General features: G+C 33.8%; 13 protein-coding genes. 1 reads left to right on the forward strand and 12 read right to left on the reverse strand.

All coding sequences use genetic code 11. The features are described from left to right. Nucleotides 1-922 precede the first annotated feature (922 nt). Nucleotides 923-1,552, reverse strand: a complete 630-nt coding sequence (locus M2373_RS13080; protein WP_259111425.1) for a nitroreductase family protein — start codon at nucleotides 1,550-1,552, stop codon at nucleotides 923-925. 105 nt (nucleotides 1,553-1,657) lie between these two features. Here M2373_RS13080 and M2373_RS13085 point away from each other — a divergent pair, with 105 nt between their 5' ends. Next, complete coding sequence (locus M2373_RS13085) at nucleotides 1,658-2,023, forward strand: helix-turn-helix domain-containing protein (protein ID WP_259111427.1); 366 nt, start codon at nucleotides 1,658-1,660, stop codon at nucleotides 2,021-2,023. A 485-nt stretch (nucleotides 2,024-2,508) separates the two neighbouring features. Here the strand turns inward: M2373_RS13085 and M2373_RS13090 are convergent, their stop codons facing one another. The 11 genes from M2373_RS13090 to M2373_RS13140 form a co-directional block, all read right to left on the reverse strand. Continuing rightward, entirely contained in the window at nucleotides 2,509-2,631 is a 123-nt protein-coding gene (locus tag M2373_RS13090; protein ID WP_259111429.1) for a hypothetical protein, read from the reverse strand. A gap of 130 nt (nucleotides 2,632-2,761) precedes the next feature. Next, nucleotides 2,762-3,178 carry an EamA family transporter gene (locus M2373_RS13095; protein ID WP_259111432.1) on the reverse strand — a complete coding sequence of 139 codons (417 nt, stop codon included), beginning with the start codon at nucleotides 3,176-3,178 and terminating at the stop codon, nucleotides 2,762-2,764. Nucleotides 3,179-3,187: 9 nt separating this feature from the next. Then, the gene (locus tag M2373_RS13100) at nucleotides 3,188-3,976 is read right to left on the reverse strand and encodes a phosphatase PAP2 family protein (RefSeq protein WP_259111434.1); all 789 of its coding nucleotides are present in this window, start codon (nucleotides 3,974-3,976) and stop codon (nucleotides 3,188-3,190) included. A 13-nt stretch (nucleotides 3,977-3,989) separates the two neighbouring features. Continuing rightward, nucleotides 3,990-4,580: an HD domain-containing protein gene (locus tag M2373_RS13105; RefSeq protein ID WP_259111437.1), complete on the reverse strand. Its 591-nt coding sequence runs from the start codon at nucleotides 4,578-4,580 to the stop codon at nucleotides 3,990-3,992. Between the two features lie 268 nt (nucleotides 4,581-4,848). Beyond that, on the reverse strand, nucleotides 4,849-5,283 hold the full coding sequence (locus M2373_RS13110) for a PepSY-like domain-containing protein (protein WP_259111439.1): 435 nt from the start codon (nucleotides 5,281-5,283) through the stop codon (nucleotides 4,849-4,851). 232 nt (nucleotides 5,284-5,515) lie between these two features. Beyond that, the gene (locus M2373_RS13115) at nucleotides 5,516-8,533 is read right to left on the reverse strand and encodes an efflux RND transporter permease subunit (protein WP_259111442.1); all 3,018 of its coding nucleotides are present in this window, start codon (nucleotides 8,531-8,533) and stop codon (nucleotides 5,516-5,518) included. Between the two features lie 95 nt (nucleotides 8,534-8,628). After that, entirely contained in the window at nucleotides 8,629-9,555 is a 927-nt protein-coding gene (locus M2373_RS13120) for an efflux RND transporter periplasmic adaptor subunit (RefSeq protein ID WP_259111443.1), read from the reverse strand. 2 nt (nucleotides 9,556-9,557) lie between these two features. Continuing rightward, on the reverse strand, nucleotides 9,558-10,730 hold the full coding sequence (locus tag M2373_RS13125) for a TolC family protein (RefSeq protein ID WP_259111446.1): 1,173 nt from the start codon (nucleotides 10,728-10,730) through the stop codon (nucleotides 9,558-9,560). A gap of 200 nt (nucleotides 10,731-10,930) precedes the next feature. Next, a complete protein-coding gene (locus M2373_RS13130) occupies nucleotides 10,931-11,518 on the reverse strand; it encodes a phosphatase PAP2 family protein (RefSeq protein ID WP_259111448.1) in 588 nt (195 codons plus the stop codon). A gap of 14 nt (nucleotides 11,519-11,532) precedes the next feature. Then, nucleotides 11,533-13,491, reverse strand: a complete 1,959-nt coding sequence (locus M2373_RS13135) for an LTA synthase family protein (protein WP_259111451.1) — start codon at nucleotides 13,489-13,491, stop codon at nucleotides 11,533-11,535. Next, nucleotides 13,472-13,858 carry a diacylglycerol kinase gene (locus M2373_RS13140; RefSeq protein WP_259111454.1) on the reverse strand — a complete coding sequence of 129 codons (387 nt, stop codon included), beginning with the start codon at nucleotides 13,856-13,858 and terminating at the stop codon, nucleotides 13,472-13,474. The genes M2373_RS13135 and M2373_RS13140 overlap by 20 nt, the downstream gene beginning before the upstream one ends. Between the last annotated feature and the right edge of the window lie 304 nt (nucleotides 13,859-14,162).

A 14,162-nucleotide genomic window follows, 5' to 3' on the forward strand; every position in this document is an offset into this window, starting at 1 on the left:
AAGGTGTTGCACTTTCTAATTCATAATTAAGCACAGGAGATACACATATTATTCTTAGTGTTTACTATTCAGTTTAACCCTCTCAATTGGAGTTGATTTATTATCAACCCCAATCTGAAAAATACCTATATTGCCATTATCAAAAGTCCGAAAACTTAATAAAATCAATTATATTAAAAATTTAATCTCCTAAAATTTTCGAGTGCAAGTTCGAAAATTCTCTCCCGTAAACATAACTTAGCAGGAATCAAACTAAAAGAACAAAAACACAATCAACTGGTTTTCAAATACATAAATCTAAAATATTTTCGATATCATTATAAAAATAGTTTGGATAGCCTACCAGCGAGTTCACTTAAGGAGACAACTATTTGATAGTTGTCTCTTTTTTTATACACATAAAATCTCTTTGTCAAAATGTTATAATCTGATTTTCGGTGTTCGATATAAATAGTCTTAAAGTGCCATAATATTTTTTTATTGTTTATAAGTTCGACTTAAATCTCAAATACAAAATTTTTGATTGCTGTTCTATAAAAAGTAGTTCAATTGGTAATTGTTATAGTTAGATTTTCAAAAATTATTTAAACTATTTAAAGTTAAGCTCTACATTATTTAACGATTTGATTATTAACATCCCATCGGCATATGATCCGAAGTGAGATACATTGAAATTTTCATTCATTCTTTTTACATTTGCTGATTTTGGAATAATAACGGCTTGTTTTGAATTATCCATTTTTTTCGCAGGATTAAGAAGCATTTGGAAAATTATTGGCGAGTAGAGAAAGAATATTTATGAAAATTGTTAATAACCAAAAACTTCACTAAAAAATAAGCCTCAACAAATGTCGAGGCTTTTATAATTAATTAGCATTCTTTAGGACTGAAGATACTAGAAGTATTTCCTATATTTTAGATATCAATTTATTTTGGTAGAAAATTCATTGATTGGCAAACGGGCTTTTGGAACCGATGCTAGATAATCGTTGGCAGAATTCCGATAGCCCAATGTCAATATCACTGAGGGATGCAGCCCTTTTTCCGACAGGCCTAAAACCTCATCAAATAATTTCGGATCAAAGCCTTCCATAGGCGTTGAATCAACTTTTAGTTCTGCAGCAGCAATTAAGGCTGTACCTAAACCTATATACGCCTGTTTGCTTGACCAGATTGCATTCTGTTCGGGCGTTTGGGTAGAGAAATAGTCGATTAAAGTATTTTTTAGTGCATTCAACGCTCCGCTTTCCAGACCTCGCTGCTTTTGTATCATCTCAACATAGTCTGTAATGTAATCACTGGTGATTTTATTGAATCCTGCAAAAACCAATAAATGGGAGGAAGCGTGGATCTGCGTATTGAATGAACCCTCTCCCAATCTTCGTCTTAACTCAGGATTGGTAATTATAAACAGTCGATAGGGCTGTATTCCACAAGAAGAGGCACTTAGATTAATGGCTTCAATAATCCGATCAATCTTATCTTCGCTTACTGATTCATCTGAATATTTCTTGACTGCATAGCGCCATTGTAAATTTTTGATTAGATCCATTTTTTTTATTTATAAATTAGAATAGCAAAGTTATATGTTCAATGTGTATATTTGTAACCAAGTGACAAAAAGTTATAGTGACAAGCGGGTAACCAAGTGAATAGTATGGAACAAGAATTTGATTTAGTTAAGGATTGCAGCCAAAAAATATTGGCAATCAGTGATACAATGGAAATTTTAAATGGAAAGTGGAAAATGTCCATTATTGCTTGCTTGTGTTATAAACCTATGCGGTATTCTGAGCTCCTGAAAGAGGTTAAAGGGATTTCCGGTAAGATGCTCAGTCGTGAGTTAAAGGATTTAGAAATTAATGAATTAATTGAACGTAATGTATTAAACACGGCACCTGTAGCAGTAGAATATCAAATTACAGACTACGGTAAATCGCTTAAACAACTCACTAATACAATAGCAGACTGGGGATTTATACATAGAAAAAGGATCATATCTGGAATGAAGACTAAAATTTAACAAGGAAGTGTAAAATGATTTTTTATAAAAGTTGACGTTTTAAACACTTTTTATTTCTCCCATATTGATAATTGATATAATAAATCAAGTCAACTATATATTTTAGTGTATCAGATTATATCTATAAATTACTTTCTTCTTAAAAATCTGCTTATAAAAAAGACAAGCGCAGCTAACTAAAGACTTATTATTCCATTACTATTTGTTTCAAATTCCCACAAATTAAATTACAAAATATTAAAAATTGAATGATAAGTTAGCTATAGTCAATTGTTGTTTAATTTGACTCAAACGAACCAAATCATCGATAAAAGTGTTTGTATAGACGTGCGTCAACGTCACTTAAGGAGACAACTATTTAATAGTTGTCTCTTTTTTTATAGGCATAACAAATTATTTATCAAACTATTACAGCTTAACATTTTATGGTTTGAATTTTTTCATACGAAATATTTAGCCTATCTAAAATATACAGCCTAAAAGTGCTACATCAGAGATTTCATCGGTATTGAAGCGTAGTTTAAATATCGATGAAAACGGAAAAGTATCAATTCCTCTTCATTTAATAAGGTCAGTACCTCATCAGGCTCGATGAAAATATTCAACATGAAGGTCTGTTTAAAGGAAAAAAAATCTTTGCAGAACGACACCGCTGTGATTACAGCCTTATTGTAAATTAAAATCAAAAAAAGATACGAATTTGATGTTCGTATCTTTTTTATGTATAATCGCTGTCGCTTATTTTAAAGCAAATAATATTGTTCCGCTAATAATTAATAAAGCTCCGATTGCGGTTTTTAAAGTCAATGTTTCTTTAAAAAACAACACCGCAAATATGATGGCTATTGCTACACTTAATTTATCAACTGCTGCAACCTGCGAAACTTTTCCAATTTGTAAAGCTTTAAAATAAAATAGCCAGGACAATCCCGTTGCAACTCCGGAAAGAATCAAAAATATAATATTGGTTTTTGATAATGCCCCTATTTCCTTTGCCTCACCTTTAATGAAAACAATGCTCCAGACTAATATCAAAATAATAATTGTTCTGATACCTGTTGCCAGATTAGAATTGATATTAGACACTCCTATTTTAGCAAAAATTGCCGTGAACGCTGCAAATAATGCTGATAATAAAGCATAATAGAACCACATTTTTATCAATTAAAAGTTTTTAACAAAACCTATTCCTATCGTTTTATTTTGGTAGTAAGGCATTATCATTGCAGAAGAATTTTTATTTTTCCCGGTAATCAAATTATTGATTTTAGGGTACAGCCAATACGCCAGCTCTGTGGAAAGAATTCCGAAACCTGCACCGCCGACCACATCTCCTACCCAATGTTTATCGTTCAGCATTCTGTAAATTCCGGTAAAAATTGCGAGAGAATATCCAGAAATTCCCAACAGAAAATTCGTATCCTTATATTCTCTGAACATAAACTGAGCAGACGCAAAAGCGATTGCCGTATGTCCCGACGGAAAAGAAAGATTATTGGACTGATCCGGTCTTTCTTCCTTCACGATATGTTTTAAAGGAACTACAATCGCAGAAGTAATCAACATGGAAGTTCCGTAAATAATCGTTCGGTCTCTAAAATTATGTTTTCCTTCTACACCAACAGCATTTAAACCATAAACCAAAGCCGCAGGTGCAAATTGAGTATAGTTATCAAGTCTTATGTGATCAGGTTTGTGTTCGTTAATTTCATCTCTGGTGGAGAAATTCAGTTGTTTTAAACCTCTTACACTTAAACTTGCCACTCCGTATCCTATAAATGCGGTGGGAATGATTAACTTTTTATAACTCAGTGTGTTTTTTTCTATGATTGCTGTAACTGTACTGTCTTTTTGTGTTTCCTGAGCCTGAATGGTATCATTATTTTGAGCTTTTCCTAAGACTGATATTAAAATGAAAAGACCAACTACAGTTTTCTGACGATAATTTGACATTTCTTTTTGGGTATTAAAATTTATTGGAATAATTCATGAGCCGGACGTTAACCTCTTTAAATTTGGCGAGAACATTTTGTCCGTATTCTGTAAAATATTGATGATTTCTAAAGAAATCACGGTTCTCCATTTTCCATTCTTCATCGGTAAAAATGAGCCCAAGGTATTTTTCGAACTCCAGTCTTAAAGCTTTTTCATATTTAGAGTAATTGGTTTTCGTTAAATGAAACATATCCGCATCACACATCACCTGATCTGTTAAGCACGTTGGATGTTGAGGATATTTTGTAGATTCGATACAGCGTAAAACAGCTTCAATAAAATATTTTTCACATCCGAAATTTTCTAAAAAATTCTTCGCTATTTTCTTGCTTTCCTCCTCATGACCGATATAGGTATTCACATATCCACAATCATGAAACCACGCGGCAATCTGTACAGTATACATTTCTTTGTCAGAAAGATGAATCTGGAAACCAATTTCACGCACCGCACCTACAGCATCATACGTATGACTGATATTGTGAAATGTAAGCTGATCCGAAAGATTTTCCAAAAGAAATAATATTACATAATTGCTTACAGCTTCTATTAAATTATTCATGACTGTTATATTTAAAACTTATATTGATAACATAATCAGACAACCTGCAGTTTGCAGTGATTTCGACTTCTGCAGGATTCATAAAATAGGCAATAAAACATAAAAAATTTTCATCCGTACTTTGATATCATTGATATTATACTGAAACAAAATTGATGTAAGATTTAGAAGAAATTTTGAATTCTATTGATTTTTTTTTGATGTAACTAAAAAATGGAAGCTTCTAAAAATTTAGTAGCTTCCACTTATAACCATTCCACTTAAATACTTAATCTTTTTGAAGTTTTACAAAATTACCCTTGGCATTAAATAAAGCATCTCCACTCTCCACCTCAGCTTCGTACATTACCGTACCATCAGCTTTGGTAATTTTAGATGCTTCCTTAATTGTGCCCAGTTTATTTTGTGCGATATACGAAGAAACTCCTGCAGGAAGCTGTTTCACATTGATTTCGGTTTCCCTTTCTTCCCAAACACCATTCGCGTTATAAAGAACACTCATTTCCTTTCCGTTATACTTAAAACCTGCTTCATATTTTCCATCTTCATTTTCCCATTCAGCTTTTACTTTTGGATATGCTTTCTGAAAAGCTTTTTCTACCATTGAAGGCACTTCTACTCCTTCGTTTTTTTCTTCTTTTTCCTGAGAATATGCAAAAGTGCTTATACCAACTAATGCCATTGCTAAAACTAATTTTTTCATTTTAATTATGATTTTTTATTAACGATGTGAAGTTGATATCCGATTCTGTAGAGATGCTGAATTTTTACATTACAACAAAAAAATATTCAAAATAAATCGTAAATGATTTTGTAATTATATAAAAAACAGATTTCATATTAAAAATTTTATATCAGCAAAATAAAAACCTAATTCTGAATAAATTCTGAATATTTATTATCGTCGACTCAATTATAATTATTGATATATACTTTTATTTAAAATGTATTTTACTCAATAATGTCGGCAAAACAATGAGTAAAAGCGGCAATGCAACAATAAATCCACCAATAACGGCAATGGCTAAAGGTTGATGCATCTGCGCTCCGGTTCCGATTCCTAATGCTAAAGGCATTAAGGCGATAATAGCTCCCAAAGCGGTCATTAATTTCGGTCGAAGTCTTGTGCTGATGGCGTAAATCACAGCTTCTTCTTTGGTTTTCGTTGCTAAACTTTCGTGGAATTGCAGGTAGGTAAAAATGGCATTTTCTCCAATGATTCCGACCATCATAATCAATCCGGTATAACTTCCGACATTCAGTGGTGTGTTTGTGAAATACAATAGCAAAATCCCTCCCGAAAGCCCTAAAATCGAAACAAATAAGATGATCAATGCTACCAAAACATTTCTGAATAAAAACAGCATCACCGAAAAAACCAATAAGCTGGAAACGACCAAAATAATTAATAATTCCTTAAACGATTGTTGCTGTTCTGCGTAAGCTCCACCATAAACGACAGAATATCCGCTTGGCAGTTTTATTTTCTGATCAATCTGTTTCTGAATTTCCTGAATCGTTCCGCCCAGATTTCCATTATCCAGCCTTGCTGTTACAATTCCTAATGTCTGTAAATCTTCTCTGTTGACTTCGGCAGAACCTTTTACAACGCTTACGATTGCAAATTCGCTCAAAGGTTTTAAAGTTCCGTTGGGTAAAACAATCATACTGTTGTTGACGTCGCTTAAAGACTGATTACTTTTTTCGTTGTACAATAATCGAATCGGCGTATATTGTACATTATCAAAAATATTTCCGGCTACATTTCCATCCAGATTTGCCTGCAACTGATTCTGAAAATCGGGTAACGAAATATTGTATTGCGCTAAAACAGGCAGTTTCGGAGTAACAACCATCGATGGCCCTGCAATCACAATTCCATCAAAAACATCGGCTGTACCATTTACCTTTTCTACAATTCCGGCTATTTTCTGAGAATAATCTTCAATCACTTTCTGGTCGGTTCCGAAAACTTTAATTTCAATCGGCTGTACACTGCTCATCAAATCTCCGAGCATATCCGTAATCACCTGTCCGAAATCTACGGTCAAGGGCAAACCTGAAGCATCTATTTTCGCCCGGATATCGTCGGTAACTTCATTCGTCGTTTTGCTTCTGTTTTTCTTTAACTGAATTAAATAATCACCCCGGTTTGGCTCCGTAATGAAAAATCCCATCTGAGTCCCTGTTCTTCGGCTGTATGCTACAACTTCGGGCGTTGAAGTGATAATTTTCTCGACTTCTTTCAATTCTCTGTCAGTTTCTTCGAGTGAAGTTCCCGGAGGAGAATTGTAATCTAAAACGATACTTCCTTCATCCATATCTGGCAAAAACCCGGTACTGATATTGGGAAGAATAATCGCTGTTAAAACAATTAATATTAAAATAAATGCGTAACTGAATAATGGTTTTCTGATAAAAAATCCAACCCATTTTCTTTCTTTTACGTCGTGATGCTCGAGATTTTTTTCTTTTTTCTTTCCTGATGACAATAATAAATAAACGACGGGTAATAAGATCCACGTTGTAAAAAATGAACAGATTAATGTGATAATCATTGTGTCTGTCATGACTTTAAAATAAGCTCCCGCAACACCGCTCATCAACATAAAAGGCAAGAAAATCACAATCGTACTGAGTGAAGATCCGATCATTGCTTTTAACAAATAATTTATTGCTTTTTGTACTAATGTTTTTGAAGATTCTTCGGGATGTTCCTCGTGGGTTCTATGGATTTGTTCAACCACAACAATCGCGTCATCAATAATTAATCCTATCGCTGCGGCAATTGCTCCCAAAGTCATGATATTGAACGTCTGTCCCATCGTATACAAAACAAGCATCGTAAGACTTAGCGTTATCGGAATCGTGATTAAAATAACGGCACTCGCCTTCCATGAACGAAGGAAAATAATCGCTACGATAATTGCCAAAATCAATCCTATCCATAAAGCATCGGTAACGCTTTTTATAGAATCATTCACAAAATCTGCCTGAACATAATAAGGTTTTAAAACAATATCTTTCGGTAACATTTTTTGAAGTTCTGCAATTTTTGCCTCCATTGCTTTGCTTAGATCAACCACATTTGCATTGGGTTGCTGAATGATGGCAATCAAAATGCTTTCCTGTCCGTTAGCATTTACTTTAATATATTGTTTCGCGTTATGAACATTGATTTGCGCAATATCACTCAACAGAACGATTCGGTTTCCATTATTGCTTACCACCAGATTTTTCAATTGATTTTCATTACGAATCTGCGCATCGGTAAGTGTTAAATATAAATAGCGAAAATCGGAGGAATATCCATTTGACTTAATAAAATTACTATTGTTGATCGCCTGTTCCACTGAAGCTGGAGTAATTCCCAATCTCGCCATCATCGCCTGATTCATCACCACACGAAATTCCTTGTCCTGACCGCCGATAATTCTCACTTCACTCACTCCCGCAACCTGTGAGAGAAAAGGTTTGATAGTGTAAAGCGCCAATTGTTTCAATTCAATCGGGTCTTTTGATGTTGAATTCAACGAATATCCCATAACCGGAAGGATCGACGGATTCATTTTTTCAACAGAAATATTGATGTCTGGTGGTAATTGGTTTCGAACTTCATTAACACTGCTTTCAATTTGCTGTTTGGCTAAATCAACATTCACATTCCAATCCATAAAGGCGGAAATTTCGCAACTTCCCCGGCTTGTGGTACTTTTTAAAACCTGCAAATCGGGAACTCTTTTCACAGCATCTTCCAATACTTTGGTGACACCAACTGTCATTTGATTCACAGGTTGTTGTCCTGCATCGGCTATGATTTTTATTTTCGGAAAAGTAATCTGAGGAAATAAAGCCGACTGAATTTTGGTATAAGAATAAATTCCGCTCGCCAAAATCAGGAAAATCAATACCAGCAAAGGACTTTTATAGGTTACAAAAAATGACTTTTTCATTTGTAGTTATATATTTTTTTTAAATTGCCAAATGGAATTCGCCAAAGTAAATTTTGTTATCAATCGAAGAGATTTCAATGGCTCATTTCATCGCATTAAGGTTTTTGGATTTTCACAGTTGCGGTATCACTCAATCCGAAATTTCCTGAGATAATTACTCGGTCTTTCGTGGTCAAATTCCCTGATTTTATCTGAATATATTTATCGGTTTCAACTCCTTTTGTGATCTCTGTTTTTACGGCTGTCGTATCATTGATTAATTTCATCACCCAAAAAGAAGACTGGGTTTCATCACTTACTACCGTCATTTTAGGAACGGAAATTCCAGAAGCTGAAGTTTTGGAAAAACTAATCGTACCAATCAGATTTTCAGGAATATTGTTGTTAGAAACTTGTAAAAGCACCTTCACAGTTTGGGAAACTGCATCAACAGAAGGCATCACTTTTGCGATTCTTCCCTGCAAAACTGTATTATCAGGTAAAGTAATCGGTAAAGAACCTTTATTTTTGATGATTTGAAGGTATTCGTAAGGCACATCGACCACAAAACCGAAACTGCTCGCGTCCGTGATTGTTGCCAAAACTTCCCCATCCTGCACATAATCTCCAATTTGATGATTCAACATGGCGACATAACCTGTTGCTGGACTTGTAACCGTAGTTGCTCCGTTAAAACGGAAAGATTTATCCAATTTATTGATGGTATTTCCTAATGCTCTTGCTTCTTTGGTCTGTAAACCGAAAAGTACCGAGCCTTTGCCAACATGATCTGCCAGTTTGATGGTCATTTTTGTGATATAACCGTTGCTGTTGGCTTTTACGTCAGACTTTAACAGATAAGTTGCTGTTGCATTCAACGTTATTGTATTATTGAGTTGAGCGGTATCGGAAGGATAAGCCACAGTGACTAATGTTTTAGGTTTTGTGTCTGTTGATGTTGCATCTGCAGGAGCATTTTCTGCGGTTTTATTACAACTCAAAACAATCAGAGAAACTATAATGAGGGTGATTATTTTTTTCATAATTATTGAATGATTAAATATTGTAACTGATTTTTCAGGTTGAATAAAGTTGTATTGTACTGAATGATATTTCCTTTGAGAATCAATAAATGATTAATGGATAAAATAAAATCCACCATTCTTACATCCCCTGTCGGAAGCTGTTTTGCATTGGCTTCAACCAACGTTTTGGCATAGGTAATCTGTTCATTCGCCTTGCTGATCATTTTATCATACTGTTCCATTTGGTTATTAACCTGAAGAATCTGCTGTTGATATTGTCTTTGAGTCTGTTCAAGATATTTCTTTCGGGTATCAAGTGATAATTGATTTTGCTGTAACAACATTTTTTTCTGATGACCATCATAAATCGGAATCGTGACACCAACTCCTACACTCATCCCGAAATTCTTATAAGGAGTTGTTGTAAATGAAGACTGATAACCGCTATCTGAAAATGCTGTGATTTTTGGTTTATAATTATATCGGATGATTTTTGCGTCATTTGACAACTTTAAGCTGTCCGCCTGAAAAGCTTTTGCGTACATACTTTCATCAAAAGAAGTTGGATTAAGTGTTTCGATGAAAGAAGGTTTTTCAACAGGTTCAAAAGCATCATCTACAATTCCTGACAGATATTTCAACAGAGAATAATTGTTTTGCCAGTCGGCTTTTTGTTGTTCTAAGGTTAATTCATTTTGCTGAAGGGTAACCTTGAATGTGAGATAATCCGTTTGTTTGAAAACCGCCGCCTGAGTCAGTTTTTTTAACACAATGTCTTCCTGATTAAGCAAATGAATGATTTCTTTACTCAAATTATATTGCTGCTGACTCGCGTAAGTCGCAATATATTGATCGGCAATCTGTTTATTAAGGGTTTGAAGACTTATATTTTTCTGCGCTAAAACCTGCGCAATACTTGCATTAATTCCGGCAAGCCTTGTATTTAAATTATTACGGCTGATAAATTCTTTGGCAACGCGAACACCTGCGAAAAGAGATTGTCCGTTGGTTAAAGCACTGTCGTATCCCCAACCTTTTATATTCGGAGAATATCCTGCAGTTCCTTCTCCGGTAACAATAAAACCATACGTTGATTTTAATTTTAAGCTGTCAATTTTATTGGAAATCACCTGATTATTGTAGTCGTTTAGAACAGGACTATTGTTTTTGGCTGTTTCAAGAAAATATAACAAAGTATTATTTGATTGCGCTTTTGTATTAAAACAACCAAAAAATACAGACAAAAACAAAAAACTGCGAATAAGATATGTTCTTAAAATATCCATGATGTGCTAATTATTCAGTAAAGATTATACACGATTCTGTAGAAATTCTGAATAAAAAAAAGATTGATCTCACGATCAACCTTTTCAGCTAAGAATATCTTAATCAGTTATTTATTTAAAGATGTATTACCCTTAAAAATAATTTTGAATATAGTCCAAATGGTTATGCCCGATAGTATTCCGACAATTGCCCCACCAATTACATCCGAAGGATAGTGTACCCCATTATAAATCCGACTGTAAGAGACTAGTATTGCCCAGAATAAAAGAACAAATTTTAACCATTTATAGGTTGAAGGCAATACCAAAAAAAGGAATATCAAAAGTCCAAATGCATTGGCACTGTGTGAAGAAACAAATCCATACATTCCACCTGGTCCCGCTTTACTCAAATGAATGAGAGGAATTAATGAAGGCTCGTGGGAAGGACGTAAACGCATTACTGTTTTTTTTATCAATCCGGAAGCTATCTGATCCGATAATGTAATGGTAATACCGATCGCCAGTAAAATATATACACTGAATTTTTTATAAATTTTAATCATAAAAAATAATAACACTGCATAAAAAGGAATCCAGAACAACTTGTCGCTTGCCCAATACATAATAATATCAAAGAAAGCACTGTGTTTTCCATTAATGAATAAGAACAATGCTGTATCAGATTTTTTTAAACTATCAAAAAGTGATTCCATTGGGCGCATTTAATTTATTTAGTTTTCATTTTTCCGTTTTTAAATCTTACACTTGCGGTCTGATAATAAGAAATTGTTTGAGAAGCTAATTCTTGATTTTTTGTTTTAATTTCTGATAAAGTCTGTTTTTCATTCCCTGAAACGGCAAATTGTTTTAATCTTTTCCTGTCATCAATCTGGGTAAAAATATTTCCTTTCAACATTCCTAAAGTCCGGTAATTACCTATGAAAGCACGTTCGTCTCCAATTTTCATCTGATTGATGTCTTTTCCGTACAAACTTGTATTGTAATTCCAGCCCAGATATCCGAATAAAGTTGGCATCACATCGATCTGTGAAGTTAGACGGTCAATTTTTTCAGGCTGCTGATTAAGGTTATAAATAATCGCAGGGATATGATGTCTATCAATATTAATTTCCCATTTTCCGGCACTGCTTGCACAATGATCAGCAACAATCACAAAAACAGTATTTTTGAACCACGGCTTCGTTTTCGCAGCGGCAATGAATTTTCCTAAAGCATAATCTGTATATTTCACAGCAGCATTTCTATCACCTTGTGGAAGGTCGATTTTTCCGGCTGGGAAAGTATAAGGTTTATGATTAGAAGTCGTCATTACAAACTGGAAAAATGGTTTGTTGGCTTTACTACTGATATCTGCATATTTTATCGATTGGTTGTAAAGGTCTTCATCACAGATTCCCCACGCATTTTCAAATTTCACCTCATTATCGGGAATTGCAAATCTTTGTGTTTTGATTTCGTCTGATAAAGGATTTCCTCGATTCCGGTCAACGATGTCAAAGCCTTGCCCTCCGAAAAAATTATTCATATTATCAAAATATCCATCGCCGCCGTAAATAAAATAAGGCTGATAATTTTTTGATTTTACGATGGTGGAAACAGAGAATAAATTCTGATTATTTGGTCTTCTTACAATACTGTTTCCCGGTGTTGGCGGAACAGACAATGTTAAAGCTTCCATTCCTCTTACCGTTCTGGTTCCTGTTGCATACAGGTTGGTAAAGAAAATACTTTCGTTTGCAAGCTTTTCATAATTAGGCGTAAGATTATCTTTATTTCCAAAAGTGCTCAAAAAATCAGCACTGAAACTTTCTATGGCAATCAGTATTATATTTGGTTTTTGCTCCTGTCCTTCCTTAGTAATTCTGGAAATATCATCATATTTTGTTGATGTATAATTTTGATTTTCCTGTAAAAGGGTTCTTTTAACGATGGAATATGCTTCTTTTTCAGAAAGTTTTGGATAAAACGTTTCGTAATCCAATTCGTTGGATTTAAATGCGGTCACAAATGAAAATGCACCATTCTTCCCCACTTCGTTCATCACAAGATTGTTGCTGAAATCTGCCTGTTTGTTTTTCATTACAAGCCCTAATATTATTGCAATTGCTAAAACAGGAACGGCAAAAAACAAACGTTTACTGATCGAAATTTTACTTGAAAAGGTTTCTTTGAAAATATTTAGTTTTTTAAATATAAAAAATGTAGAGACGATCAATCCTATTAAAACAACTCCAATTAAAGGTAAAGGATATGACTGGTTGATGTTTTCTACAACTTCATATGTATAAATCAGATAATCTACCGCAATAAAATTAAATCTAACGCCAAATTCATCCCAAAACGGAATTTCTGCCAGTAAGCTGAAGTAAATAATGATGAAAATTAAGATGAGATAAAAATAGGTAAAACATTTATCAAACAAAGATCCGATCCACCTTTTTGGGAAAATTAATAAATAGACAGCATACAAAAAAAGAAATAATGACCCGATGGTAAGATCATAACAAAATCCTGTGAAGAAAGCTCTTAATATATACACTAAACTCAGGTCTGCGTCTCCTGCGGACCATAAAAGAAGTGTTATTCTTACCGCAAATGATAAAATAACATACAAAGCGAGAACACTGAAAAGTGCAGAAAACCTGCTACGAAATAAATTTTTCATATAAATAGGGGTAATAAATAATAATGAGTATAATTAAAACAGAAGTAACTGCAAACGTCATCGCTCCGGAAGCAATATCTTTTATGAAACCTATTTTTTCATGATATTCGGGATGGATAAAATCGCATACTTTTTCTATAGCTGTATTAAGGCTTTCTGCTGTAAGGATCAGTCCAATTCCAAAAACCTGAAACATCAATTCTATTTTGGAGATTCCAAAATAAAACCCCGCAATCATAAGAACTAGACCTACGACCGACTGGGTAATGATGGAATGCTCGGTATTTAACAACAGAAAAGCACCTTTTACAGTATAATTGAGACTTTTAAGCCTTCCTTTCAGAAAACTATCGTTTATATTTTTCATTCAATTTAAATATCAAAACAATGTGAAATACAATCAAGTACTATCTTAAAATTAAAATACATCAATAAATCAATCGGTAAATCTAAAGTTGAATTCTGAATAAATTTTGAATTTTTAATATTTCAGGAAAAATGTATAAATATTAAAAACAAATCTGCTTGTAAAAACGTATGTCTGCTTCACAAATAGACAAATGGCGCCACTTTAATATAAGTGGCGCCATTTTTAATAATCTACAAAATATTTGATTTCATGTAAATAGCAACATTGAAGATGTGGTCTCTGCCGTTTGCCAGTTTGGATT

It is taken from the genome of Chryseobacterium sp. JUb7 (assembly GCF_024806495.1).
Lineage (GTDB): Bacteria > Bacteroidota > Bacteroidia > Flavobacteriales > Weeksellaceae > Chryseobacterium.

Bases quoted from the DNA above. Each gene is read 5' to 3' on its own strand.
- M2373_RS13080 (WP_259111425.1), bottom strand. From the start codon at position 1,552: ATGGATCTAATCAAAAATTTACAATGGCGCTATGCAGTCAAGAAATAT.
- M2373_RS13085 (WP_259111427.1), top strand. From the start codon at position 1,658: ATGGAACAAGAATTTGATTTAGTTAAGGATTGCAGCCAAAAAATATTG.
- M2373_RS13090 (WP_259111429.1), bottom strand. From the start codon at position 2,631: ATGTTGAATATTTTCATCGAGCCTGATGAGGTACTGACCTTATTAAAT.
- M2373_RS13095 (WP_259111432.1), bottom strand. From the start codon at position 3,178: ATGTGGTTCTATTATGCTTTATTATCAGCATTATTTGCAGCGTTCACG.
- M2373_RS13100 (WP_259111434.1), bottom strand. From the start codon at position 3,976: ATGTCAAATTATCGTCAGAAAACTGTAGTTGGTCTTTTCATTTTAATA.
- M2373_RS13105 (WP_259111437.1), bottom strand. From the start codon at position 4,580: ATGAATAATTTAATAGAAGCTGTAAGCAATTATGTAATATTATTTCTT.
- M2373_RS13110 (WP_259111439.1), bottom strand. From the start codon at position 5,283: ATGAAAAAATTAGTTTTAGCAATGGCATTAGTTGGTATAAGCACTTTT.
- M2373_RS13115 (WP_259111442.1), bottom strand. From the start codon at position 8,533: ATGAAAAAGTCATTTTTTGTAACCTATAAAAGTCCTTTGCTGGTATTG.
- M2373_RS13120 (WP_259111443.1), bottom strand. From the start codon at position 9,555: ATGAAAAAAATAATCACCCTCATTATAGTTTCTCTGATTGTTTTGAGT.
- M2373_RS13130 (WP_259111448.1), bottom strand. From the start codon at position 11,518: ATGGAATCACTTTTTGATAGTTTAAAAAAATCTGATACAGCATTGTTC.
- M2373_RS13135 (WP_259111451.1), bottom strand. From the start codon at position 13,491: ATGAAAAATTTATTTCGTAGCAGGTTTTCTGCACTTTTCAGTGTTCTC.
- M2373_RS13140 (WP_259111454.1), bottom strand. From the start codon at position 13,858: ATGAAAAATATAAACGATAGTTTTCTGAAAGGAAGGCTTAAAAGTCTC.